The sequence below is a fragment of the Allobosea sp. 05T433 genome (assembly GCF_056396065.1).
Genome location: NZ_JBFTKS010000008.1, coordinates 61,120 through 86,022, shown reverse-complemented (window position 1 = coordinate 86,022; position 24,903 = coordinate 61,120). Strand labels below are relative to the sequence as shown.

The window sequence follows — 24,903 nt, the reverse complement described above, 5'->3', positions numbered from 1 at the left end:
GTCAGGAGATGACTGCAAATGTGGCAAGCCAGAGCAAGGCGATGATGCCGAGCGCGAGCCCGAGCCGACCCGCCGCCGAAAGGCGCAGCAGCGACCAGCCCGGATCTTCCGAGAGGGCAGCGGCTGCGGGGCGGTGCGAATGGCTCATGGCTGAATGATATAATGTTACGCGATCTCCGGAGCAAGCGAGATCGCGATTGTTGTCGGCTTCCGGCCGTGGCGTTATCCACCATGGTCAATGGCAGCAGAACCGGAGCGCGCGCGTGAGTGGTGACCGAGTGACCTTCAGAGCCGTCCGTGACGGCGTCGTCACGGAAATTCCGGCCGATGCGATCGAGATCGGCCTGCCTGACGGGCTGAGTTTCCGCATCATGGCCTTTGCCGGCCGCAAGGGGGCCGCGGCGCTGCACATGCCGGCCGATCATCCGGATGCGCCGAGTTTCGACGTGTTCAACGTCGAGCCCGGCGCCGCCAATACCCTGTTCGTGTCAGTGGAGCGGGTGCGCAAACGCCAGATGGAGGGCTGAACCAGTTCCCGCTCAGAACGGCAGATACTGGTACAGCCAGGTTTCGGTCAGGACGGTGTCGCCGCCGCGCAGGAAGCAGCGCATCTCGACCGGATCCGCTCCCTCGACCGTCAGGTCGAATTGCGCGCGCCAATGGCCGGGCACGTCGTTCGGCACGGCCTCGGCGAAGACATAGGAGAACGCGCCGCGCGAGGCCGAGAGCACGACCTCGGGCTTCACGCCGAAGGGAATGTTCTCCAGCACCGGGCCTTTGAACTCGACCATGAATTTGCGCACGCCCTTCGGCCGGGTGGTCCCGGGCTGGCCGCCATTGCCGAGCCGTGTCGCGACGACGCGGCCGAGCGGCGAGGGGAAGGGCTCGTCCGCGAGCCAATGCAGCTTGTAGTGGAACTCGTAGGCGGCCCCGGCCTTGGCGGGACCCTCGGGCACCCACATCGCGACGATATTGTCGTGAATCTCGTCGTCGGTCGGGATCTCGATGAGCTGAACGGCGCCTTTGCCCCATTGGCCGATCGTCTCGATCCAGAGGCTGGGGCGGCGCTCGTAGAAGACGCCGTCGAGATAATGACCGACCTCGCGGTCGCGCTGCATCAGGCCGAAACCGCGCGGATTGTTGTCGACGAAGGACGAGGCTGTGGTGCGGCTGGGGTTGTTGAGGGGGCGCCAGGCGCGCTCTCCGGAGCCGGTCCAGAGCGCGAGGCCGTCGGAATCATGCACTTCGGGGCGCCAGTCGACGGCGGTCGATTTCGCGGTCTCCGAATACCAGTACATCGAGGTCAGGGGCGCGATGCCGAGCCGGGCGACGTCATTGCGCAGGAAGATCGCCTTCTCGATCTCCATGTCGACGCCCTTGCCTCTATGCATCCGGAAGCGATAGGCGCCGGCGACGCTGGGGCCGGAGAGCAGGGCATAGACAACGACGTACTCGGCCGAGGCCTGCGGCGTCTCCAGCCAGATATGGGTGAAATCCGGAAACTCTTCAGGCTTGCCGCCGACGGCCGGATCGATGGCAAGGCCGCGGGCAGACAGGCCATATTGATAGAGTTCGCCGATGGCGCGGAAATAGGAGGCGCCGAGGAAGGCGACCCAGTCATTCTTCTGCCAGTCGAGCTTCTCGCCCTTGCGGCCGGGATGTCCGGAGCGGCTCTCCTGGAAGCGGAAACCCGCGAAACCCGCTCCCGCCGGCAATTGGCGCGCCGGTGAATCCGCCGGCATCTCGAAATAGCTCTCGTCATAGACGATCTCGCGCGCCTTGCCGCTGTCCAGGACATGCATGCGCACCGGCTTCTGGAAGTAGCGGCCGAGATGGAAGAAGGTCACCGGCCAGGGCGAGGGACCGTTCGCCCACAAGGCCATCTCCGGCTTGAATTTGATCTTGCCATGGGCGTCGTAATCGATCCGCTCCAGGATATCGGCGCGCGGCGGCGGGGGCGGCGCATAAGGCTTGTTCGCGAGGTCGCGGGCGCGCGCCTTCAGCCCTTCGAAGCTGAACGCCTCAGCCTCGCCGAGCTTCAGCCCCTGCTGCGCCAGGGCTGCCGGTGCGAAGCCGAGCGCGGCGAGCGCCGCCGTGGCGCTTGCGCCGGCGAGCAGCGTGCGGCGGTCCAGGGAAGGCGATTTCGTGCGGGCTTGCATGGTTGGACGGATCTCGGAACGCTTCTGAGGGAATATTGTCCGGGCTAACCTGTCCAAAGGGCAAGGGCAACCAGGCTCGGGAGCCTGCCGGATGCACCGGAAAAATGGCGAAAGCGTCACGGGCGCGCGGCGGAGCTGCCCCGGCAATGCATTTCCTGGGCTTTCCTTGTCTCAACGGGCCGTTCTACAAGGGTTAAAGCCCGGCCGCTCGTGCTGGGAACTAAGGTTCTGGGAGGATCCATGAAGACGCTGTTTCGCGGCCGGTCTCTGGCCGGTATCGCTACCGCCTTGCTGATCGCCGCTGCTCCTGCGGGCGCTCGCGCGCAAGAGTTCGTCAACGTGCTGACCGGAGGCACCTCCGGCGTCTATTATCCGATGGGCGTTGCCCTCTCGAAGATCTACGGCGAGAAGATTCCGGGCACCCGCCCGACGGTGCAGGCGACCAAGGCATCAGTCGAGAACCTCGTGCTCCTGCAGCAGGGGCGTGGCGAACTCGCCTTCACGCTCGGCGATTCCCTCGATGCGGCCTGGAAGGGCGATGAAGATGCCGGCTTCAAGAGCCCTCTGAAGAAATTGCGCGGCATCACCGCGATCTATCCGAATTTCGTGCAGATCGTCGCGTCCAAGGAAAGCGGCATCAAGACGCTCGCCGATCTCAAGGGCAAGCGGCTTTCGGTGGGAGCCCCGAAATCCGGCACCGAGCTGAATGCGCGCGCGATCCTCGCGGCGGCAGGCCTGGCCTACAAGGACCTTGGCAAGATCGAGTATCTGCCCTTCGCCGAATCGGTCGAGCTGATGAAGAACCGCCAGCTCGACGCGACGCTTCAGTCGGCGGGCCTCGGCGTGGCCTCCATCCGCGATCTCGCATCCTCGGTCGAGATCGTCGTCGTCGAAGTGCCGAAGGCGGTCATCGACAAGGCCGGAGCGCCTTTCGTCAGCGCGACCATTCCCGCCAACACCTATGGCGGCCAGGCGGCCGCGGTGAACACGGCGGCAGTGGTGAACTACCTCGTCACTCATGAGGGGGTGAAGGAGGAGCTCGTCTACCAGATGACGAAGAATATCTTCGATAATCTCGGGGAACTTGGCGCAGCGCACTCGGCCGGCAAGGCGATCAAGCTCGAGAGCGCGCTCGAGGGCATGCCGGTGCCGCTGCATCCGGGCGCGGCGCGCTATCTGAAGGAAAAGGGCCTCAAGGTCGGGTCCTGATCAGCTCTCGCATTTAACTCTCCCGGCGCTGGCCTTCGGGCAGGCGGCGCCGGCGCATGCGCACGCCATTGGGATATGCGACGCGATGACGAGTCAGACGGACCAACTGCACGCGCTTTCGGGCGCGAGCGAAACGCCGGTCGAGAATGCGGCGCTCGACAATTTCGAGCACGGCTTTCCGCCGGGTTTCGGGCCCGGCCGCTGGGGCTTGCTAGCCTATGCCGTCGCGCTCGCATTCGCCTGTTTCCAGATCGCGATCTCAGCCTGGCATGTGCTGCCGAGCCAGGCGGTGCGCGGCGTCCATGTCGGCTTCCTTCTGCTGCTCAGTTTCGGCCTCGTCGCCAATTTCAAGGCGAAGACCAATGCAGGGCGCTGGGCTGGCTGGGCGCTGGGTGTCATCGGTTTCGGTGTCGGCCTCTATCAGCTCGTCTTCTACGCCGATCTGATCCTGCGCGATGGCGATCCCTCGACCGCCGATCTCGTGGTTGGAACGCTGCTGATCGTTCTCATCTTCGAGGCCGCGCGGCGGCTGATGGGCAATGCCCTGCCGATCATGTGCGGTGTGTGCCTGCTTTACTGGTTCTTCGGCCAGTACCTGCCGTCGCCGCTCAATCATCGCGGCTACGGTTTCGATCAGATCATCGGCCATCTGTCCTTCGGCACTGAGGGGTTCTACGGCGTGCCGACCTATGTGTCGGCGACCTATATCTTCCTCTTCATCGTCTTCGGCTCCTTCCTGGAGAAGGCCGGGATGATCCACCTCTTCAATGACGTTTCGCTTGGGCTCTTCGGCAGCGCGCGTGGGGGCCCCGCCAAGGTCGCGGTGTTCTCCTCCGGCCTGATGGGCATGATCTCGGGCTCGGGTGTCGCGAATGTCGTCACGGTCGGGCAGTTCACGATCCCGCTCATGATCAAGTTCGGCTATCGGCGCGCCTTCGCCGCCGGAGTCGAAGCCACTGCCTCGATGGGCGGGCAGATCATGCCGCCCGTGATGGGGGCGGCCGCCTTCATCATGGCCGAGACGCTGGGCGTGGATTATTCGGAGATCGTCAAGGCCGCAGCAATCCCGGCAGTGCTCTATTTCGCCTCGGCGTTCTGGATGGTGCATCTCGAGGCAGGCAAACACGGCCTCAAAGGCATCGAGCGGCGCTTGCTGCCCAGCCCGCTCAAGGCCCTGCGCGAGCGCTGGTATCTGGCGCTGCCGCTCGCCGTGCTGGTCTTCATGCTGTTCCACGGCTTCACCCCGCTCTTCGCCGGCACGATCGGTCTAGCGCTGACCGTTGGCCTGCTGCTGGGCACCGGTGTCGCGCTCGGGTTCAAGACGATGACGCTGCGGGTGATCTTCTGGGTGGGCCTCGGCCTGATTGCGGGTGCGCTGCTGCGCAACGGGATGGACGTCAGGGTTGTCGCAGGGCTGATCGCCGGTTTGATCGCCCTGAACGCCCTCACCATCGGCGGTCGCGCCACGCTGGTGATCTGCCGCAATGCGCTGGCCGATGCGGCCAAGACCGCGCTGCCTGTTGGCATCGCGTGCGCGATCGTTGGAACCATCATCGGCCTGATGACGCAGACGGGCATCGGCACGACCTTCGGCGCCTGGGTCATCGGGCTCGGCAAGACCAGCCTGTTCCTGGCATTGGTCCTGACGATGATCCTGTCGATCCTGCTCGGCACCGGGATCCCGACGATCCCGACCTACATCATCGTGGCAGCCTTGGCGGCCCCTGCGCTGGAGCAACTCGGCGTACCGCTGATCGTGAGCCACATGTTCGCGTTCTATTACGGCATCATGGCCGATCTCTCGCCGCCCGTGGCCCTGGCGGCGCTCGCGGCAGCGCCGATTGCGAAGGAAAATCCGGACAAGATTGGCTGGGAGGCGATGCGGGTGGCGCTTGCGGGCTACGTCATCCCCTTCATCGCGGTCTATTCGCCGGCACTGATGCTGCAACAGGGCGATCCGATGTCGGCCGTGATCGGCTTCTGGCCTTCGGTGATCTACGCCGTTTTCAAGGCCAGCGTCGCCATCGGTCTCTTCGGGATCGTTGCCATCGGCTATCTGTTCGACCGTCTCAACGTGACGGAACGCATCCTCGCCTTCGTGGCTGCGGTGTTCCTGTTCGGAGAGTTCGCCTATAGCGACGCGCTCGGCTATCTGCTCGCTGCCGCGTTGGTTGCACGCCACTGGAGGGAGACGCGCGGCCAGCGGGCGAGCAGCACAGCGTGAGCCTGTGCCTGGCGGCCGGCGCACTCGTCGTCGCGCTCGGCGCCGACGAGATCACGCTCGGCTGGCGGCATTCGGTACAGAAGACGCTGTGGGAAGAGGTCTGGAGGGAGACGCCAGACGGTCTGCGGCTCGTCGAGGCCCGCATCGAAGGATCAGGAGCCGGCATGGACCCGCCCGACGGCGCGAGATTGCGCGACGGCTTCTGGCGCTGGACACCGGCCTTGCCGGCACTCCCCGAGGTCGTGATGCGGCGCTCGGGCGCGACGGCGGACTGGACGATCTGTGTCGGGGCAGCTTGCCGGCCAATGGGCAGCTATCTGCCCGAAGAGGCCGATCCGGTCGTTCTCAAACCCTGCGGCTGAGGCCGTGTGGCTGAGTTCAGTGGCGCTCGCCGATATGCTCGAACTTGAACACGCGACGCATGAAGGCGAGCATCCCGTAGGCCGCGAAGCCCGAGAACAGAGCCATCAGAATATAGCCGACGATATGGCCGAGCTCGAAAAGCCCGGCGAGGGCCCAGCCCGATGCCAGCGCGACGCCGAAGAGTTCGACAGCGATCAGGATGCCCAGCGAGATCACCATGATCAGGGTACGCCAGGTGCCACGCTCTTCAGCCATGTTCGTTCCTTGAGAATTCATGCGCGCTACGACCTAGCCGACGCGCTGCCGGCATGCAACAAAATCGCGCCACTCGGCAAATGGTTGCTCCCCGCTGGATTGAAAACCCCTCGATGATCGATACGCCTGTTTTCTCGACCGGGGCCGCTGCTGCGCCGCATCGTCTTGCTTCGGAAGCCGGACGCGCTGTTCTCGCCGAGGGGGGCAATGCGATCGAGGCCATGGTGGCGATGGCGGCGACCATTGCCGTGGTCTACCCGCATATGAACGCCATCGGCGGCGACGGATTCTGGCTGGTGCACGAGCCTGGCGGCAAGGTGCATGCGATCGAGGCCTGCGGCCCGGCGGGCGCATTGGCGACAATCGAACGCTATCGCGAGAAGGGACATGACAGCATCCCCTCGCGCGGCGCCGATGCGGCGGTGACGGTTGCCGGTGCGGTCGGCGGTTGGCAGGCCGCTCTGGAGCTGGCGAAGGCACTCGGCGGGAAAATGCCGGTGCGCGATCTGCTCGCCGATGCGATCACTCATTGCGACGCCGGTTATGCCGTCTCGGATTCGGAGTTGCGGACCTGGCCGCAGGAGGCCGAGGCCACCAAGCTTGCACCGGGTTTCTCGAGTTTCTTCTGGCCGGGCGGCGAACGGCCGACAGCCGGTGCGCGCCGGAAGCCGGACGCGCTCGGCGGGACCTTCAAGCAGCTTGCCGATGCCGGGCTCGATGATTTCTACCGCGGCGATATCGGTAGGGAGATCGGCGCCGATCTCGATGCGATCGGCGCGCCGGTTACGCGGGCGGATCTCGCGGGCTTCAAGGCGCGCATGGTGCAGCCGCTGTCGCTGAAGCTGCCGGGTCTGACCGTCTATAACTTCCCGCCTCCGACCCAGGGGCTCGCCTCGCTGTTGATCCTCGGCATCTTCGAGAAGCTCGGCGTGACGCGGGCGGAGGGTTTTGACCATCATCACGGGCTGGTCGAAGCGACCAAGCGAGCCTTTGCCATCCGCGATCGGCAGATCACCGATCCGGCCCACATGAAGGCGGATCCTGCGAGCTTCCTCACGGATCCGGTCCTCGCCCGCGAGGCGGCGGCGATCGATCGCAAGCGGGCCGCGAGCTGGCCCTTCGCGCCGCGCGAGGGCGACACGGTCTGGATGGGCGCGATCGACGGCAACGGGCTCGCCGTCTCCTATATCCAATCGATCTATTGGGAATATGGCTCGGGATGCGTCCTGCCCAAGACCGGCATCCACTGGCAGAATCGCGGCGTCTCCTTCTCGCTCGACAAGGCCGCGCTGAATCCGCTGGCGCCGGGCCGCAAGCCCTTCCACACGTTGAATCCGCCGCTCGCCCGCTTCGATGACGGGCGCGTGGTATCCTATGGCGCGATGGGCGGCGACGGCCAGCCGCAGTTCCAGGCGCAGATCCTGACGCGCTATCGGTTCGGCCAGAATCCCGCGACCGCAGTCGATGCGCCGCGCTGGCTCTTCGGCAAGACCTGGGGTGCCGGTTCGCTTTCGCTCAAGCTGGAAAGCCGGTTCGATCCGATGCTGCTCGCGAGGCTCACTGCCGCCGGCCACCCGGTCGAGGAGTACAGCGAAGCCTATGCCGACAGCTTCGGCCATGCCGGCATGCTGGTGAAACATCAGAAGGGCCATGTCGAAGCGACGCATGATCCGCGCTCCGATGGCGATGCGAGGGGAGTTTGAGCTTGATGGTCAAGGACGATCCCTTCCGCTGTTTCATGCCCTATCCGGACGCGCCGGTTAAGAACGCGCCGGATGGCCCGCTCGCCGGACTGACGCTCGCGGTCAAGGACCTGTTCGACGTCAAGGGTTACCCCACGGGGGCGGGTTCGCCGACGGTGCTGGCGCAGTCGGGGATCAAGACCAAGACGGCGCCGATCGTGAAGGCGCTGCTGGATGCCGGGGCTCGCTTCGTCGGCAAGACGATCACCGACGAACTCGCCTTTTCGATGAATGGCAAGAACGCGCATTTCGGCGCGCCGATCAATCCGGCTGCGCCCGACCGCATCACCGGCGGCTCGTCCTCGGGCTCGATGGCGGCCGTTGCCGGCAAGCTTGCCGATATCGCGCTTGGCTCCGACACGGGCGGCTCTGTCCGCGCGCCCGCGAGCTATGGTGGGCTGTTCGGCATCAGGCCGACACATGGCCGACTTTCACTGAAGCGGACCTGGCCGCTGGCCGAGAGCCTGGATACACCGGGCTGGTTCGCGCGCGACGGCAAGACCTTTGCCCGCGTCGCCGATGTCGTGCTCGGCAAGGATCGGTCGGTCCTGCCGGAGATCCCGCGTCTCCTGCTGGCACAGGACATGTTTGCGCAAGCGACGCCGGATGCCGAGAATGTGCTGCGCAATGTCGTGCAGCGCGCGATGCCGCTGATGGGTCAGCCCGAGACCGTCAAGGTCGCGCGCGATATCGATGCGCTCTATTGGGCGTTCCGCTGGGTGCAAGGGCGCGATGCCTGGAACGCCGACGGCGCGATGATCGAGCGGTTCCATCCGCCGCTCGGACCGGGCGTCGCCGAGCGCTTCGCCTTTTCGAAATCAGTGAGTGACGAGGACTACGCCAAGGGCGAAAGTCTGCGCAAGGCCTTCCGGGCCAAGCTTGCGCGGCTGCTGGGCTCGGACGGTGTCTTGATCCTGCCGACGGTGCCGGATATCGCGCCGCTGGTCAGCGCGACCGAAGGCGAGCTGGAGGATTTCCGCAACCGGGCACTGCGGCTACTCTGCCTGTCCGGGCTCTCCGGCTTTCCGCAGGTGACGATTCCGGCGGCCCAGCGCGACGAGGCGCCGCTCGGCCTGTCTCTGATCGGGCCGAAGGGCTCGGACAAGTCGCTTGTGGATTTCGCCGTCAAGTTCGAGCGGGCGGCACGGATCAGGATTGCGTGAGGAGGCTGCCATGAGCGGGCACGATCACCACCACCATCATCACGACCATGACAATCACTTCACGCCGATCGAGGCGCGGGTGAAGGCGCTGGAAACGCTCCTCGTCGCCAAGGGCTATGTCGACCCGGCGGCGCTCGATGCCATTGTCGAGACCTACGAGACCAAGGTCGGCCCGCGCAATGGCGCGCTGGTCGTGGCGAAGGCCTGGACGGACCCCGCTTTCGCAGAACGGCTCAGGCAGGACGGCACGGCGGCCGTCGCCGAGCTCGGCTATGGCGGCCGTGGCGGGGAGCATATCGTTGCGGTGTTCAACACTCCCGACGAGCACAATCTGATCGTCTGCACGCTGTGCTCCTGCTATCCGTGGCCGGTGCTCGGCCTGCCGCCGGTCTGGTACAAGTCGCCGCCCTATCGCTCGCGCGCCGTCATCGATCCGCGCGGCGTGCTGGCCGATTTTGGCGTGACGCTGCCCGCGGGCCAGCGCATCCGGGTTTGGGATTCAACCGCCGAGACGCGCTTCCTCGTCATCCCGCAGCGCCCTGCCGGTACCGAGGGCTGGGACGAGGAGAGGCTTGCCGGCATCGTCACGCGGGATTCGATGATCGGCGTCGGGTTGCCGAAGGCGGGAGCGTCAGCATGAATGGCGGGCAGGATCTCGGCGGCCAAATGGGCTTCGGGCCCGTTATGCCGGAGCCGAACGAGCCGGTCTTCCATGGCGGATGGGAGAGCCGCATGCTCGCGCTGAACGTCGCGGCAGGCGCCATGGGGCACTGGACCATCGACGAGATCCGGCATGCGCGCGAGAGCATCCCGCCGGCAGATTACCTTTCCTTCTCCTATTACGAGATCTGGTACGAAGGGTTGCGGACGGTGCTGCAGCGGCACGGCTTTGCGACGCCGGCCGAGATGGACAGCGGGACATCCGCAGGGGCAGGGACGACGCCTAAACGGGTGCTGAACGGCGCAGATGTCCCAGCCGTGTTGCGGCGTGGCTTTCCCTATGAGCGCGAGGCTTCGGCGTCGGCGCTGTTTGCTGTCGGCGATCGTGTGCGCGCCATCGTGATGCACCCGGCCGGCCATACTCGCCTGCCACGCTATGCCCGCGGCAAGCTCGGCCGGATCGAGGCAATCCGCGGCAACCACGTCTTCCCCGATACCGGCGCCCATGGTGCACCGGAAACAGCGCAATGGCTCTATACCGTGGTCTTCAGTGGCCCCGAACTCTGGGGCCGCGATGCGGACCCGACGTCCAGCGTCAGCGTCGAGGCGTGGGAGAGCTATCTTGAACCGGCCTGACGCAGCCCTTGCCGATGCGCTCGCAGCGGGCACGCCGATCCCGCGCGATGCGGAAGGGCCGGTCTTTGCGGAACCCTGGCAGGCCCAGGCCTTTGCGCTGGTCGTTGCGCTGCAGAACCGGGGCATCTTTTCCGCGCAGGAATGGGCGCAAGCCCTCGGGGCCGAAATCCGGGAGGCGGTCGCGGCCGGCGGCTGCCGCGACGGTTCCGATTATTACGAACGCTGGTGCGAGGCGCTGGAGCATCTCCTGATCGCCAAGGGGCTGGCCTCGCATGAGGGCGTCGAAGCGCTCGCGGCGTCCTGGGAGCGCGCGGCCGAGGCGACGCCGCATGGCAAGCCGATCCTGCTGGAGAACGACCCGCAGCGCGTGAGCTGAGGGCGCGCAACGCTTCGGCATCACTGCGGCGTGGACTTGTCACATGAGTTTGTCGGGCGCTGGATAGGGGACGACATCGCAATCGGCATCGGCTCTGCTTTCGGAGAAACATGCGGTCTGGGAGGCCCTGATGAAAAAGACGATGACTTGCCTGGTCGGCCTTGCCGGTTTGTTGCTGACCGCGCCTGCCCATGCGGCCGATCCGGCCCTCAACGGGCGTATCGAAAAGCTCACCCGCAACACGCAATGGACGCAGAAAGCTGCCGTTCCGCTGCAATTCCCGACACATCACCCGCAAGGCATGCTGAAGATCGGCGATGCCTTCTTCGTCTCCTCGGTCGAGATCACGAAGCCGACGACCCGCTTCTCCGAACCCCGCGATGGCTATGATCGTGATACCGGCGAGGGCGTCGGCCATCTCTTCAAGGTCGATGCCGAGGGGAAGCTCCTGGCCAGCATCACGCTCGGCGAGGGCTCGATGTACCACCCCGGCGGGATCGACTTCGATGGCAAGCATATCTGGGTGACGGTTGCCGAGTATCGGCCGAATAGTCAGTCGATCGTCTACAAGGTCGATCCGGAGACGCTGAAGGCGACCGAGGTGCTGCGCTTCAAGGACCATATCGGCGGCATCGTCCACAATACCGACGACAAATCGCTGCATGGGGTAAGCTGGGGTTCGCGCCGCTTCTACAAATGGACCCTGGACGGCGAGGGCCGGGTGACCAATCCAGACGTGGCGCCTGAACAACTGCGGGTCATCAATCCCGCGCTCTATATCGACTATCAGGACTGCCACTATATCGGCATGAGCCGGATGCTCTGCTCCGGCCTCAACGCCTATCGCGCGACGAAAGACGGACCGATCTTTCGCCTCGGCGGGTTCGAGATCGTCGACCTCAGGGATAATCGGCCCGTCTATCAGGTACCGATCGAGCTCTGGTCGCCGTCTGGATTGCCGATGACGCAGAACCCGTTCTGGGTCGAGCCGACTGCTGACGGCGTGCGGGCCCATTTCATCCCGGATGACGACAAGTCGGTGCTCTTCACCTACGAGGCGACGGCCAAGTAAGGGCGACGAAGCAAAACGGACGCAAGCGCGGCGGCATCGGGGGCTCAGCTTCCCTGGGTCACCCAGAGTCCGAGGAAGAGTGCTGCGCCCAGCACGGCGACGAAAGCGGCGGCGAGCAGTTCGAGCCCTGCGATCACTCTTGCTCCGCGCAGGCTGCTGCCTCCGGCCAGTTTCAGGGCTGCGAACTTGAAGAAGACCGCGAGCGCAGCAAGCGCTCCCGTGGTCAGGGCCGTGCCGAGCGCCATGGCGAAGGTCGCGGCGATGCCGGCCCAGAGCAGCCCCTGCGAGAAGGCGAAGACGAGAATAATGAGAGCGCCGGCGCAAGGACGCAGGCCGGCCGCGAAAACCACGCCGGCCATCTCACGCCAGCCGCGCAATCGGGCGATCTCGTCGGGACCGGGCATGTGAACATGGTCGCAGGCCGGATCATGGGCGGCGGCATCGCCCGACAGGGCGAGCAGCGCCCCGGCCTTGCGCCAAAGCACCCATAGTCCGACCAGCCCGACCAGCGCGAAACTCGCCTGCTCGATCAGCGTCGTCGTCGCGCTCATGGTCGCAGCGGTCGTTCTCAAGGCGATCGTCAGGGTCAGGACCAGTGCAATGGCGACCAGCGCCTGGAGGATCGCGGCGGCAAAGCTCAAGGCGAGGCCACGCCTGAGGCCGCGATTATCGGCGACGATATAGCCGGAGATCACTGCCTTGCCGTGGCCGGGGCCGGCTGCATGAAAGACGCCATAGCCGAAGGCCAGAGCAAGCAAGCCGGGCAGGGCTGCGCCGCTGGCGTGGATCGCCTTCAGCGTCGCGGTGAGTTCGCGATAGAAGGCCGATTGCCAGGACAGGAGCAGCGCGCCGATGCCCGTCGTCGAAGGCAGGGCCTCGCGGGGCAGGGCAGTCCCGAAGGGGTTGCGCGGTGGCGGGGGCGGTGGTGGGCTTACGCTGGCAATCACATAGGCCAGCACGGCAAGGGTGCCGGCAACGGCCAGAAGCGCGAGGGCCATCAGGGCGAGCCGACGCGAGACGATCGGCAGGCGTAGCGATGTCGAACGCGCGAGACTCAGGGACATGCGACCAGCGCGCGCGTCGTGACCTGGTATCCGCTCATGTCGGGCTGGGCTGTGATGTCTTCCTGCGCGAGCTTCTGCTGGACGGCAGCGTCGAGTTTGGGCGGACGAGCGATGCGGACGACGCAGCCCTTGGGTGCATCGCGCGCGATCACGGCGTCAGCGGCCTCGGCGATGTCGAAGGCGACGAAATAGGTCGGGTCACCGATCTCGATGCCGAAGGACCGATTGGCGGTGGCTGGCTGCTTGAGGGGCAGGACATAGGTCAAGGTCAGGATCTTGTTCTCGAAGGCGAGCGCAGCCTCGCTTGGCTCGCCGAAGGCCTGCACCTTGCCGTTCGCCTTGGCGATGGTGAAGAAGCCGACATCGGGCAGGGATTCCATGTTGACCTTGGCGAGCTCCGTCAGCTCGTCGGGCGTGAGCTTGCCGTCGCCATTCTTGTCGAGCCCCTGCGTGATGAAGGCGGAATAGGCCTCGTCAAAACTCCAGATATGCTTCAGAGCCTTCACGCTGCCGTCGGGGGCGTAGATGATCTCGGTGCGCGCACTGACGAAGACATGGGGATGCGCGGCCGCGAGGCCGGTGAACCCGAACCAGGCCGCAAGTCCGGCGAGAATGAGAAGGCCGCGGCGGCATCGGGTCACGACAGGGAATCCCTCGATTTCAGCGGCGAAGCTGGCCCGACATGGTTAACCAACCGTAAACGGCGGCCGATGCCAAGGCCGGTTCAAGCCCACCCATCACTCGCAAAGGGGGCCAAATCGCGGCGCATTCTGGAACGATCCCAGGGTGATTGACCGTAACGAGGCGATATGTCAGCATTACTGACATAATATCAAGTTGGAGGCCGGACCAACTGGCCCCATTCTGCCGTAACGGGACGATCGGGGAGGTCGGACATGGCCGAGATGGAACAGAAATCCGGCACCGCAGACTTGGCCGAGGCCGGCCTGTTGCGCGAGGTCGCGCTGGACGACAAATACGACCTTTCGAAACAGCAGATATTCCTGACCGGAACGCAGGCGATCGCCCGCATGCTGATGGTCCAGCGCGAGCGCGACCGCCGCGCCGGCCTGAACACGGCGGGCTTCGTTTCGGGCTATCGCGGCTCGCCGCTGGGAGGGCTCGACCAGCAATTGCTACGGGCCGGCAAACAGCTCAAGGCCTCCGATATCGTCTTCCAGCCGGGGCTGAACGAGGATCTGGCCGCGACCGCGGTCTGGGGCACGCAGCAGGCCGAGCTGCAGGGCGAAGGCAAGCATGACGGCGTCTTCGCGCTCTGGTACGGCAAGGGCCCGGGCGTAGACCGCAGCGGCGACGTCTTCCGCCATGGCAACATGGCCGGCACCTCGCCCCATGGCGGCGTCATCTGCCTGATGGGCGACGACCACACCGCTGAATCGTCCACCAATGCGCATCAGACCGAGTTCGTCTTCGTCGACCGGATGATGCCGATCCTGAACCCGGCCGGTGTTCAGGAGATCATGGATTATTCCCTGCACGGCATCGCGCTCTCGCGCTTTGCCTCGGTCTGGGTCGGCATCAAATGCGTGAAGGACAATATCGAGTCGACGGCCTCCGTCGATGGCTCGGTCGACCGGGTCAAGATCGTGACGCCGGACGATTTCGTCATGCCGCCGGGCGGGTTGAGCATCCGCCGCGAGCTGGATTTCGTCGATCAGGAGAAGCGGCTGCATATCCACAAGCGCGCCGCGATGCTTGCCTATCTGCGTGCCAACAAGCTCAACCAGACCATCACATCCGGGGGGAAGAAGCCGCGCATCGGCATCATCACCGTCGGAAAATCCTATCTCGATGTCCGCCAGGCGATGGAAGACCTCGGCATCGATGAGGTTCGCGCCAATGACCTCGGCATCCGGCTGTTCAAGGTCGCCTGTCCCTGGCCGATCGATCCGAGCGAGTTGAAGGATTTTGCCTCAAAGCTCGATCTCGTCATGGTGGTCGAGGAAAAGCGCTCGCTGATCGAGGTGCAGGTCCGCGAGGAGCTCTATGGCTCCAAGCACCAGCCGATGGTGATCGGCAAGAAGGACGAGAAGGGCGAATGGCTCTTTCCGGTCCATGGCGCGCTCGATCCCAACGACGTCGCGATCGCGCTTGGCGCGCGGCTGCTGCAATACAAGGACGACCCTGTGCTACGGGGCCGGCTCGAGGAGATCGCCCAGGCGCAGGGGCGCCTCGCCGAGGCGCAGGATATCGCCAAGCGCACGCCCTATTACTGCTCGGGCTGCCCGCATAACAGTTCCACCGTGGTGCCCGAAGGCTCGCGCGCCTATGCGGGCATCGGCTGCCATTACATGGTGCAGTGGATGGACCGGAGCACTGCAGGCTTCACCCAGATGGGCGGAGAAGGCGCGAACTGGATCGGCGAAGCGCCGTTCTCGACGCGCCAGCACGTTTTCCAGAATCTCGGCGACGGCACCTATACTCATTCCGGCTCGCTCGCGATCCGCTGGGCGGTCGCTGCTGGCGTCAACGTCACCTACAAGCTGCTCTATAACGATGCGGTCGCCATGACCGGCGGCCAGCAGGCGGAAGGGCATCTGACGCCCGACCAGATGGCCCGCCAGATCGCAGCGGAAGGCGTGCATCGCGTCGCGGTGGTCAGCGACGAACCGGACAAATACCCGCCGGGCACGCAATGGCCCGCCGGCACGACGATCCATCATCGCGATGACCTCGATGCCGTGCAGCGCGAGCTTGCGCAGGTTCCGGGCGTGTCGTTGCTGCTCTACGACCAGACCTGCGCCACCGAGAAGCGCCGCCGGCGCAAGCGTGGCGCCTATCCCGATCCCGACAAGCGGGTGATCGTCAACGAACTCGTCTGCGAAGGCTGCGGCGATTGCGGCGTGCAGTCGAACTGCGTCTCGGTGCAGCCGCTGGAGACCGAGTTCGGCCGCAAGCGCCAGATCGACCAGTCGAACTGCAACAAGGACTTTTCCTGCGTGAAGGGCTTCTGCCCCTCCTTCGTTACCGTGCATGGCGCCCGGCCGAAGAAGGCGGCGCCGCGCCGGCTCGATGCCGGCGCGCTCAGCGCAGGCGAGCTTCCAGAGCCGCAGGTTCCGGCCCTCGATCGCAGTTTCGCGGTCGTTGTCACCGGTGTCGGCGGCACCGGCGTGGTGACGATCGGCGCCATTCTCGGCATGGCGGCGCATCTCGAGGGCAAGGGCTGCGGCATGATCGACATGGCCGGTCTTGCCCAGAAGGGCGGGGCGGTCTTCAGCCATGTCAAGCTCGCGCCGCGGCCCGAAGACATTCACGCCATTCGCGTCGCCGCCGGTCAGGCGGATCTGGTGCTCGGTTGCGATCTCACCGTCACTGGCTCGAAGAAGGTCCTTGGCGCGATACGACCGGACGGCGCGATCGTCGTGGTCAATACGGCCGAGAGCATGCCGGGGGATTTCACCCGCAATGCCGATTTCTCGCTGCCGATCGAGCGGCTGAAACGGGCGATCATCTCGGCATCAGGGCGTGAGCGGACGCATCTCGTCGATGYGACGGCGGCTGCGAACGCTTTCCTCGGCAACGCCATTGCCGCGAACATGTTCATGCTCGGTTATGCGTGGCAGTTCGGCGGCGTGCCGCTGTCGCGCGCCTCGCTGCTCCGAGCGATCGAGCTCAACGGCGAAGCGATCGCCATGAACAAGCAGGCCTTCGAGCTCGGCCGGCGTGCGGCGCATGATCCGGACGCTCTGATCTCTGCCCTTGCGGAGGCCAAGGCGCCGACACGGGCGCGGCATCTCTCCGAGACGCTGGAAGAGATCATCGCGCGTCGCGTCGATTATCTCACTGCCTACCAGAATGCGGCCTATGCGGCGCGCTATCGCCATCTTGTCGCGCGCATCCAGGTCAAGGAAGTGCAGGTCATGCCGGGGCAGAGCGCGCTTGCCGAAAGCGTGGCGCGCTATCTCTTCAAGCTGATGGCCTACAAGGACGAGTATGAGGTCGCGCGGCTCTATGCCGATGGCTCGTTCCAGAAGCAGGTGGCCGCCACCTTCGAGAAGGACAGCGCTTCGGGTGAGAGGCTGCGCTACGAGTTTCATCTCGCGCCGCCTCTGCTCGCCAAGGTCGATCCCCATACCGGCCTGCCGCGGAAGATGAGCTTCGGCCCCTGGATGATGAAGGCCTTCGGCCTGCTGGCGAAACTGAAGGGCCTGCGCGGCACGGCCTTCGACATCTTCGGCCGTACCGAGGAGCGCAGAACGGAGCGCCGGCTGATCGCTGAATACGACGCGCTGATCGGCGAGCTGGTGAACCGGCTGACACCGGAGAACCATGCGCTCTGCGTGGCACTGACGGCAATTCCGGAGAAGATCCGTGGTTTTGGCCATGTCAAGGAACGCCACCTCAAGCAGGCCAAGGCCGAGGAGACCGATCTCCTGGCCCGGCTGCGTGACGGCTCGGCTGCGGCATTGGCCATGCCGAGAGCGGCCGAGTAGACGGACCTGACCGGGGTCGTCCCAGGGGGATGACCTCCGCCGTCCGGTTTGGTCCGCACGATCGTTCAAGACATTCAGCCGCCCGGGCCTGACAACATGCTGCTCATCCACCAGTGGAGGCGCAGCATGGAGGGGTTGTTCGGTTTCGTCCTTGCCGGGCTCGCACTCGCGGGCAGTCCCGGACCTGCCACATTGAGCCTGGCTGCAACCGGTGCTGCCTTCGGGGCCCGCGAGGGGCTCGTCTATGCTGCCGGCATCACCAGCGGTATGGCCGCGGTCATCGCGATCACCGCCAGCGGCATGGTCGGGATGCTGATGGCGCTGCCTGGCGTAGCGCCAGTGGTGACGGTCGCTGCGGCCGGGTATTTTCTCTATCTGGCCTATCGCATCGCCACTGCGCCGCCCCTGAGCGAGGCGAGCGAACGCGGCGAGCGACCGTCCTTCGCAGCAGGTGCCCTGCTGTCGCTCGTCAACCCGAAGGGCTATGCGGCGATGGCGGCGCTGTTCTCCGGTTTTGTCCTGTTGCGCGAGCGGGTTGCCGCCGATGCGCTGGCGAAGGCGGCGGTGCTGATGGCGATCATCGCCGCGGTCAATCTGCTCTGGCTCGCCACGGGAGCGGCGCTGACCCGCTGTTTTCGTCGGCCGCGGCTGAATCGGGCCATCAATATCGTCTTCGCGGTCCTGCTGATTGCGTCGGTCGCATTTGCGCTGGTGCGTTGAGGCTCGCCCATAGGCAAATGCGGCCGGTCGACTGCAGGTTCAGGCCCCGCCATGGGGCCGTGTGGACGGTGGTGCGGCCAAGCGCACGGTCGTGTTGAGCGGGCCAAGGACCCGCCCGTCGGCGGAATGCAGTTCGAGGCGCCCGACGGGCTGCCCGGTTTCGTTGTCGATGAGTGCGGAATGGGGCTCGCCCGGCTCGTAGCACTGGTCCTCCCCCCATTGCCGCAATCCAGCAACGACGACGAACAGGCCGCGGCCCTTCTGCGTCAGCACATATTCCTGATAAGCGCTGCCATCCGAAGCGGGCGCGATCTCAAGAATGCCGAGTTCGACAAGATTGCGCAGCCGTGCGGCGAGGATGCCCTTGGCGACGCCGAGGCTCTTTTGGAATTCACCGAAGCGCCGCACGTCGCTGAACGCATCGCGAATGATCAGGAGAGACCACCAGTCGCCGATTGCGTCCAGGGCGCGGGCGACGGGGCAATCCGCATCCCTGAGGCTGGTGCGTTTGACCATCGGTTTCCGTCTCACTTCCCCGTGATGTCCGGTTCCAAAATAGGACTGGATTCAGCTACATGCAACATGGTTCTATTATAGAACCATGTTGCATGGGATAACCTAATGAAGCCTCTGAATTCAGCCACCCCCGCCATATCCCGGGTCGAGCCTCCCAGCGGCCGCAATGCCCCGGGACAGGAAGACGGAGCCAGCGCGCGCCAGGGCCTCTCCCACGCGGTAACGCTGCTCTTCGCCGTCGCCTGCGGCCTCAGCGTGGCAAATATTTATTATGCCCAGCCGCTGCTCGATGTGATGGCGCGCGATCTCGCGATCAGTCCGGCCGCGATCGGCGGCGTGGTGACGGTGACGCAAATTGGCTACGCGCTCGGGCTGGTCTTCATCGTACCGCTTGGCGATCTGCTCGATCGTCGGCGGTTGATCGGCACGCAAGCGCTGCTCTCAGGCCTGGCACTGCTTGTCGTCGGCTTGGCCCCGAGCGCAGCCGTCCTGCTGGCGGGGATGGTGGCAGTTGGCCTGCTCGCAGTCGTCGTGCAGGTGCTCGTTGCCTTTGCGGCCAGCATGGCGGCAGACGAGGAGCGCGGGCGGACCGTGGGCAGGATCACGAGCGGGATCGTGATCGGCATTCTCCTGGCGCGGTTCGTTTCGGGAGTGCTCGCCGATATCGGGGGCTGGCGCCTGGTCTATCTGGCGTCGGCCGTGCTCTCCGTGCTGATGGCCTTCCTGTTGTTCCGGGTGCTGCCGAAGCATGAGCGCGCCGCGACGAGGATCTCCTATCCGGAGCTGCTCGCGTCCGTCGTCGACCTGTTCGTCAAGGAGCCGGTTCTGCGGGTACGAGCCGTGCTCGCCTTGTTGATCTTCGCCAGTTTCAGCGTGTTCTGGACGTCGCTGGTCCTGCCGCTCACCACCGCGCCTTTCTCCCTGTCCCATACCGAGATCGGGATGTTCGGTCTCGTCGGGCTGGCGGGGGCACTTGCTGCCGCCCGTGCCGGATCCCTCGCGGACCGAGGATTCGGTCAGCGCGTCACCGGTCTTTCGCTGGGCCTGCTGGTGCTGTCCTGGGTCCCGATCGCCTCGATGAGCGCATCGCTCTGGAACCTGATCATCGGCGTTGTCCTGCTCGATCTCGCGATCCAGGCCGTGCATATCACCAACCAGACCATGATCTTCGCGGTGCGGCCCGATGCCCGAAGCCGGCTCGTCGGCGGCTATATGGTCTTCTATTCGCTGGGCAGCGCGCTGGGCTCGATCGCCTCAACCATGGTCCATGCCCGCGCAGGCTGGACTGGCGTCTGCGTGCTGGGAGCCTCGATCAGCCTGTTGGCGCTGCTGTTCTGGGCGGCGACCCGGCGGCACGAGCCCGCAGAGATCCGGGCCGAATGAACCGAAGAGCCCGTACCAAACCCCGCTTGGTGCGCCGGGCTTGAGTTGGCCGTCCATGACGCCGCATAATGGTTCGGCATTGCGGGCCCATGCCCGCTCTAACGCGCGGTGAACATGCCTTGATCTCTCCCGAAGACCTGCGCCGCATCGCTGCCTGGTCGCGCGACCTGAAGCCGGAAGAATTTGAGGAAGCGCGACGCGGAATCAGCCTGAAATCCTACGGGAAGGGCAACTACATCTGTCATGTCGGCGACCGGCTCGAATCCTGGACCGGTGTCGCCGAGGGGCTGGTGAAGATGAGCACCACCTCGAAGGAGGGCAAATCCGCGACGCTGGCCGGCCTGCGTGCCGGGGCCTGGTTCGGGGAAGGCACGGTGATCAAGGCTGAGCTGCGTCGTTATGATCTGGTGGCGCTACGCGACACCCAGCTCGCGCTGATGCGGCGCTCGACCTTCCTCTGGCTGTTCGAACACAGTGCGGCGTTCAATCGCTTCCTCGTCCATCAGTTCAACGAGCGGCTCGGCCAGTTCATCGCACTGGCGGAGACCGAGCGGATGCTGGACTCGACCGCCCGTCTCGCCCGCAATCTTGCCTGGCTGTTCAACCCGATCCTGTATCCCGGCCAGAGCCTGACACTCGCGATTTCGCAGGAAGAGCTCGGCCTGCTCGCCGGCATGTCGCGGCAGATGGCCAATCAGGGGCTTGCTAAGCTTGCAGACCTCGGTCTGCTCGAGGTCGGCCACGGCGCGGTGACCGTGCTCGATCTGGATCGGCTCGCGCGTTACGATGGTTAGGAGCACAAACCATCCAGCATGCCTGATCACTCTCGGCCGAGGCGTTCGAATGCCTGTTTCAAGGGAGCGTCCGAGATCCGGATGAAGCCGAGATAGGGATGGTCCATGTCGATGATCAGCACCAGCGCTCCGGTCACCGACAAGGCGCAGACGAACAAAGTCGCCATAACCGTTCCATTGCCCGGGGCCAACAGACCGAACGAGGCGAAGAGCAAGGCGAGCCAGAACACGAGGATGGCCAGGAATGCGCCGGGAAATCCTCCCACTTCCGTTTCGGCGCGCATCCATCGCGCCTCCGCAATCTGTCCGCTGAGTTGAAGGGCGCGCGCCTGGAGCCAGCGCTGGGAGTCAGTTTGTGGCGACAGGTTTCGTAGCGCCCCCTGGACCGTTTCGATATCCAGACCGTCGTCGAGCGACCGTTCGCTGCCGGCATCGCTCAACCTGATCTCGAGAAGCTTGTGGAGCGTTTCCCGCGTTTCCCTCGTCTCCTGGCCGTACTGCGCCATGACGCGGTCGAGCAGGAGTACGCGCGCCGCCGTTGTTCTCAAGCCCGTCCCTGCCTCGTCGAATGATCGTTTCGCTGAGGCGATCAAGAGGCCAAGCGCGAGCGCCGAGAGCGTTCCAACGACTGCCGTCGCAAGCTTGATGGCGTCCCGGGACTCCGGACTCAGGTGATGTTCCGGCAGGCGTGCGCGCAAAAACATCCCGATCAAGGCCGCGCCGAACACGCACAGAAAGGCTATGCAGCCGATGACGTAAGGATCCATGGAGCGGCGCCTGGTTGGTGGCTGCCTTGCGGTGTCGTTTTTCAGAACATCGAAGAAGACAGCTCAGTCAATTCGCGCAACTCCTAGGAATAGGAGTGGCCGGCTGGATCTGGCAGGTCCCGAATTCAGGCTTGCCGAAGTCTCCAGAACGGCAAGGATTCACGCTCTCGCACACTTCGGCGGGACAATAGCGACCAAATAACAAGTTGTCTGTCAAGTGCCTCCTTGCGAAGATGTGTCGGGCCTGCAAGGCTTGCATGAACAAAGAGGTCGGAACCGGCCCGGAAAGAAKGCTGCTGCAATGTACGGCGGCCGGACAGGGAGAACGCAACCGTGGCAAGCGCAACCGCCGGCCAGGCGGATACCTTTCCGAAATTGCTGATGCGCAATGCGCGTGAGCGCGGCAGCCGCACGGCATACCGGCACAAGGATCTCGGCATCTGGCAATCCTGGAACTGGGCCGAGATGGCCGAGCAGGTTCGTGCCTATGCCAAGGGATTGCAGGAACTCGGTCTCAAGCGCGGCGAGAAGGTCGCGATCATCGGCTACAACCGGCCACGCCTCTACTGGTCGATGTGCGCGGCGCAGTGGCTCGGCGCCATTCCGGTGCCAGTCTATGCCGATTCCGTCGCTGACGAGATGGCCTATGTGCTCGACCATGCCGAGGCGGTCTTCGCCTGCGTCCAGGATCAGGAGCAGGTCGACAAGGTGCTCTCGATCGCCGACCGCCTGCCGCGCCTGAGGAACATGCTCTACGACGAGTCGCGTGGCCTGCGTGATTACGACCATGCCAAGCTGCACGACATTGGTCGCGTGATCGAGGCCGGGGCCAAGGCCCTGAAGGCGAATTCAGCAGCGTCGGCCGGGCTCGACCGCGAGATGGAGGCCGGGACCGGCTCGGACCTCGCTGTCATCCTCTACACCTCGGGTACCACCGGCCGCCCCAAGGGCGTGATGCTCAGCCATTACAACGTCATCACGGCGGCCGAGATCGGCTGCCAGTTCGACGGGCTGAACGAGGAAGACGAGGTCATCGCCTATCTGCCGATCGCCTGGGTCGGCGACCACGTCTTCTCCTATGCGCAGGCGATCGTCGCCGGCTTCTGCGTCAACTGCCCGGAAGGGCCGGAGACGGTGATCGATGATCGCCGCGAGGTCGGCACGACCTACGCTTTCGCGCCGCCGCGGGTCTTCGAGAACATGCTGACCATCACCATGGTGCGCATGGAGGATGCCGGGCCGTTGATGCGCAAGATGTTCCATTTCTTCCTCGGCGTGGCGAAGAAGCATGGTGAGAAGATCCTGAACGGCGAACCGGTCCCGCTCGGAGCGCGGCTGCTCTACAAGCTCGGCGAGGCGTTGATCTACGCTCCGCTGCGCAATCGTTTCGGCCTGACCAGCATCAAGGTCGGCTACACCGCCGGCGAGGCGATCGGCCCCGAGATCTTCCGCTTCTACCGGTCGATCGGCGTCAACCTGAAGCAGCTCTACGGCCAGACCGAGGCCGGGGTCTACATCACCATGCAGCCCAATGGCGAAATCCGGGCCGACACCGTCGGCCGCCCGGCGCCGCTGGTCGAGATCAAACTCGATGAGAATGGCGAGGTCCTCTACCGGTCGCCCTCCATCTTCGGCGGCTATTACAAGGATCCGGAGAAGACGGCAGAGACGATGACCGCGGATGGTTATGTCCGTTCCGGCGATGCCGGTTTCTTCGACGAGACCGGCCATCTCAAAATCATCGACCGGGCCAAGGATGTCGGGAAGCTCAATTCCGGCGAGCTGTTCCCGCCGAAATACATCGAGAACAAGCTCAAGTTCTATCCGAACATCAAGGAGGCGGTCGCTTTCGGCCAAGGCCGCGACTACGCGACGGTTGCGCTCAATATCGACCTGACGGCCGTCGGCAACTGGGCCGAGCGCAACAACGTCGTCTATGCCTCCTATCAGGAACTGGCCGGCCACGATCTCGTCTACGGCATGATCGCCAAACATATCGACGAGGTGAACAAGTCGCTGGCGTCCGAGCCGGCGATGGGCGGAGCCCAGGTCAAGCGCTTCCTGATCCTGCACAAGGAACTCGACGCCGACGATGGCGAGCTGACGCGGACTCAGAAGGTCCGGCGCGGCTTCATCGCCGAACGCTACGCGCCCCTAGTGAACGCGCTCTATGACGGCTCGAGTGAGGCCGACATTTCTACCGAAGTCACCTTCGAGGATGGCCGCAAGGGCGTGATTTCCGCACGGGTCAAGGTGCGTGACGCCAAGACCTACCCGGCAACGGCGCCCGAGCGACCTGGCGCGGCGAGGGCAGCATGAATGCGGAACCCATGAACGTCACCGGCACGCCGATCCCCGCCAAGAAGGGCGAGATCCTGCTCTCGGTCGAGAATGTCTCGCTGCGCTTCGGCGGCGTGAAGGCGATCTCTGGCGTCTCCTTCGACATCCGCAAGGGCGAGGTGCGCGCCATCATCGGCCCCAACGGGGCCGGCAAGACCTCGATGCTGAATTGCATCAATGGTTTCTATCATCCGCAGGAAGGCCAGATCACCTACAAGGGCGTGCGGCGCACCAGGATGAAGCCGCATCAGGCGGCTGCGGCCGGCATCGCGCGGACCTTCCAGAACGTCGCGCTGTTCAAGGGCATGTCGACGCTCGACAACATCATGACCGGGCGCACGCTGAAGATGCGGCGCGGCTTCTTCTGGCAGGCCTTGCGACAGGGGCCGGCGATGGCCGAGGAGATCGAGCACCGCAAGGTGGTCGAGGACATCATCGACTTCCTGCAGATCGAGCACATCCGCAAGCTGCCGGTCGGCAAGCTGCCCTACGGGCTGCAGAAGCGTGTCGAGCTGGGCCGCGCGCTGGCGATGGAGCCGGAACTCCTGCTGCTCGACGAGCCGATGGCCGGCATGAACCTCGAGGAGAAGGAGGACATGTGTCGCTTCATCCTCGACGTGAACAACCAGTTTGGCACGACGATCGCGCTGATCGAGCACGACATGGGTGTGGTCATGGACCTGTCCGACCGTGTCGTGGTGCTCGAATACGGCCGCAAGATCGCAGACGGCACGCCCGACGAGGTCAAGCAGAATCAGAAGGTGATCGATGCCTATCTCGGCGTGGCGCATTGAGGGAGGCATCAATGCTGCACGGATCCGATCTGCGGAGTTCGAGGGTATGCCGGCTGATGTCGGGATCATCGAAGCTTCCACTTGCGACCCCGAGCGTCGCCGTCCTGTGCGCGGGGCCTCTTGGCCTTACCCCGATCTGGAGACGGCCATGATGCGATCGCCAACCAAGGACATCCTGCCATGAGCGAAGTCGCTGCGCGGCCTGCGCCCAA

General features: G+C 64.9%; 23 protein-coding genes. 16 read left to right on the top strand and 7 right to left on the bottom strand.

The window, feature by feature from the left end; translation table 11 throughout:
* Position 1: 1 nt before the first annotated feature.
* Positions 2–148 (bottom strand): hypothetical protein, encoded by a 147-nt coding sequence (locus AC1DGP_RS13410; protein WP_441504308.1) that lies wholly within the window; start codon positions 146–148, stop codon positions 2–4.
* Between the two features lie 115 nt (positions 149–263).
* Between AC1DGP_RS13410 and AC1DGP_RS13405 the strand changes: the two genes are divergently transcribed.
* Complete coding sequence (locus tag AC1DGP_RS13405; protein WP_141740062.1) at positions 264–527, top strand: hypothetical protein; 264 nt, start codon at positions 264–266, stop codon at positions 525–527.
* A 12-nt stretch (positions 528–539) separates the two neighbouring features.
* On the opposite strand, the gene AC1DGP_RS13400 is transcribed toward AC1DGP_RS13405, so the two are convergent.
* Entirely contained in the window at positions 540–2,159 is a 1,620-nt protein-coding gene (locus AC1DGP_RS13400; RefSeq protein WP_441504309.1) for an OpgD/OpgG family glucan biosynthesis protein, read from the bottom strand.
* Positions 2,160–2,399: 240 nt separating this feature from the next.
* Between AC1DGP_RS13400 and AC1DGP_RS13395 the strand changes: the two genes are divergently transcribed.
* The 3 genes from AC1DGP_RS13395 (at position 2,400) to AC1DGP_RS13385 (ending at position 5,954) form a co-directional block, all read left to right on the top strand.
* Positions 2,400–3,368, top strand: coding sequence for a TAXI family TRAP transporter solute-binding subunit (locus AC1DGP_RS13395; protein ID WP_441487871.1), 969 nt, complete (start codon positions 2,400–2,402; stop codon positions 3,366–3,368).
* Positions 3,369–3,453: 85 nt separating this feature from the next.
* Complete coding sequence (locus AC1DGP_RS13390) at positions 3,454–5,592, top strand: TRAP transporter permease (protein ID WP_441487872.1); 2,139 nt, start codon at positions 3,454–3,456, stop codon at positions 5,590–5,592.
* Entirely contained in the window at positions 5,589–5,954 is a 366-nt protein-coding gene (locus AC1DGP_RS13385) for a DUF1850 domain-containing protein (protein WP_441487873.1), read from the top strand. The genes AC1DGP_RS13390 and AC1DGP_RS13385 overlap by 4 nt, the downstream gene beginning before the upstream one ends.
* Positions 5,955–5,970: 16 nt before the next feature.
* Here AC1DGP_RS13385 and AC1DGP_RS13380 read toward each other — a convergent pair whose 3' ends face one another.
* Complete coding sequence (locus AC1DGP_RS13380; RefSeq protein ID WP_441487874.1) at positions 5,971–6,210, bottom strand: hypothetical protein; 240 nt, start codon at positions 6,208–6,210, stop codon at positions 5,971–5,973.
* A 113-nt stretch (positions 6,211–6,323) separates the two neighbouring features.
* Between AC1DGP_RS13380 and AC1DGP_RS13375 the strand changes: the two genes are divergently transcribed.
* From AC1DGP_RS13375 to AC1DGP_RS13350, 6 genes are all read left to right on the top strand, one after another.
* On the top strand, positions 6,324–7,913 hold the full coding sequence (locus AC1DGP_RS13375) for a gamma-glutamyltransferase family protein (protein WP_441487875.1): 1,590 nt from the start codon (positions 6,324–6,326) through the stop codon (positions 7,911–7,913).
* Between the two features lie 5 nt (positions 7,914–7,918).
* Positions 7,919–9,115, top strand: coding sequence for an amidase (locus AC1DGP_RS13370; protein ID WP_476832211.1), 1,197 nt, complete (start codon positions 7,919–7,921; stop codon positions 9,113–9,115).
* Between the two features lie 10 nt (positions 9,116–9,125).
* Entirely contained in the window at positions 9,126–9,755 is a 630-nt protein-coding gene (gene nthA, locus AC1DGP_RS13365; protein WP_441487877.1) for a nitrile hydratase subunit alpha, read from the top strand.
* Positions 9,752–10,411 (top strand): nitrile hydratase subunit beta, encoded by a 660-nt coding sequence (gene nthB / locus AC1DGP_RS13360; protein WP_441504312.1) that lies wholly within the window; start codon positions 9,752–9,754, stop codon positions 10,409–10,411. The genes nthA and nthB overlap by 4 nt, the downstream gene beginning before the upstream one ends.
* The gene (locus AC1DGP_RS13355; RefSeq protein ID WP_441504313.1) at positions 10,398–10,787 is read left to right on the top strand and encodes a nitrile hydratase accessory protein; all 390 of its coding nucleotides are present in this window, start codon (positions 10,398–10,400) and stop codon (positions 10,785–10,787) included. The genes nthB and AC1DGP_RS13355 overlap by 14 nt, the downstream gene beginning before the upstream one ends.
* Before the next feature lie 130 nt (positions 10,788–10,917).
* A complete protein-coding gene (locus AC1DGP_RS13350; RefSeq protein ID WP_441504314.1) occupies positions 10,918–11,859 on the top strand; it encodes a DUF6454 family protein in 942 nt (313 codons plus the stop codon).
* Between the two features lie 44 nt (positions 11,860–11,903).
* On the opposite strand, the gene AC1DGP_RS13345 is transcribed toward AC1DGP_RS13350, so the two are convergent.
* Together AC1DGP_RS13345 and AC1DGP_RS13340 are read right to left on the bottom strand one after the other, a co-directional pair.
* Positions 11,904–12,923: a nickel/cobalt transporter gene (locus AC1DGP_RS13345; RefSeq protein ID WP_476775351.1), complete on the bottom strand. Its 1,020-nt coding sequence runs from the start codon at positions 12,921–12,923 to the stop codon at positions 11,904–11,906.
* The gene (locus tag AC1DGP_RS13340) at positions 12,914–13,564 is read right to left on the bottom strand and encodes a DUF1007 family protein (RefSeq protein WP_441504316.1); all 651 of its coding nucleotides are present in this window, start codon (positions 13,562–13,564) and stop codon (positions 12,914–12,916) included. The genes AC1DGP_RS13345 and AC1DGP_RS13340 overlap by 10 nt, the downstream gene beginning before the upstream one ends.
* 255 nt (positions 13,565–13,819) lie before the next feature.
* Between AC1DGP_RS13340 and AC1DGP_RS13335 the strand changes: the two genes are divergently transcribed.
* Both AC1DGP_RS13335 and AC1DGP_RS13330 read left to right on the top strand, forming a co-directional pair.
* Positions 13,820–17,377: an indolepyruvate ferredoxin oxidoreductase family protein gene (locus AC1DGP_RS13335; protein WP_476832210.1), complete on the top strand. Its 3,558-nt coding sequence runs from the start codon at positions 13,820–13,822 to the stop codon at positions 17,375–17,377.
* Positions 17,378–17,503: 126 nt separating this feature from the next.
* Positions 17,504–18,097: a LysE family translocator gene (locus AC1DGP_RS13330; protein ID WP_476775353.1), complete on the top strand. Its 594-nt coding sequence runs from the start codon at positions 17,504–17,506 to the stop codon at positions 18,095–18,097.
* Positions 18,098–18,136: 39 nt separating this feature from the next.
* Here AC1DGP_RS13330 and AC1DGP_RS13325 read toward each other — a convergent pair whose 3' ends face one another.
* Positions 18,137–18,613, bottom strand: coding sequence for a winged helix-turn-helix transcriptional regulator (locus AC1DGP_RS13325; RefSeq protein ID WP_441504319.1), 477 nt, complete (start codon positions 18,611–18,613; stop codon positions 18,137–18,139).
* 105 nt (positions 18,614–18,718) lie between these two features.
* Between AC1DGP_RS13325 and AC1DGP_RS13320 the strand changes: the two genes are divergently transcribed.
* Both AC1DGP_RS13320 and AC1DGP_RS13315 read left to right on the top strand, forming a co-directional pair.
* On the top strand, positions 18,719–19,996 hold the full coding sequence (locus AC1DGP_RS13320) for an MFS transporter (RefSeq protein ID WP_476775354.1): 1,278 nt from the start codon (positions 18,719–18,721) through the stop codon (positions 19,994–19,996).
* A 119-nt stretch (positions 19,997–20,115) separates the two neighbouring features.
* On the top strand, positions 20,116–20,790 hold the full coding sequence (locus AC1DGP_RS13315) for a Crp/Fnr family transcriptional regulator (protein ID WP_441487887.1): 675 nt from the start codon (positions 20,116–20,118) through the stop codon (positions 20,788–20,790).
* Between the two features lie 26 nt (positions 20,791–20,816).
* Here AC1DGP_RS13315 and AC1DGP_RS13310 read toward each other — a convergent pair whose 3' ends face one another.
* Complete coding sequence (locus AC1DGP_RS13310; protein WP_441487888.1) at positions 20,817–21,557, bottom strand: bestrophin-like domain; 741 nt, start codon at positions 21,555–21,557, stop codon at positions 20,817–20,819.
* A gap of 381 nt (positions 21,558–21,938) precedes the next feature.
* Here AC1DGP_RS13310 and AC1DGP_RS13305 point away from each other — a divergent pair, with 381 nt between their 5' ends.
* Entirely contained in the window at positions 21,939–23,876 is a 1,938-nt protein-coding gene (locus tag AC1DGP_RS13305; RefSeq protein WP_476775379.1) for an AMP-dependent synthetase/ligase, read from the top strand.
* Positions 23,873–24,691: an ABC transporter ATP-binding protein gene (locus AC1DGP_RS13300; protein ID WP_476832209.1), complete on the top strand. Its 819-nt coding sequence runs from the start codon at positions 23,873–23,875 to the stop codon at positions 24,689–24,691. The genes AC1DGP_RS13305 and AC1DGP_RS13300 overlap by 4 nt, the downstream gene beginning before the upstream one ends.
* The last annotated feature ends 212 nt before the right edge of the window (positions 24,692–24,903 follow it).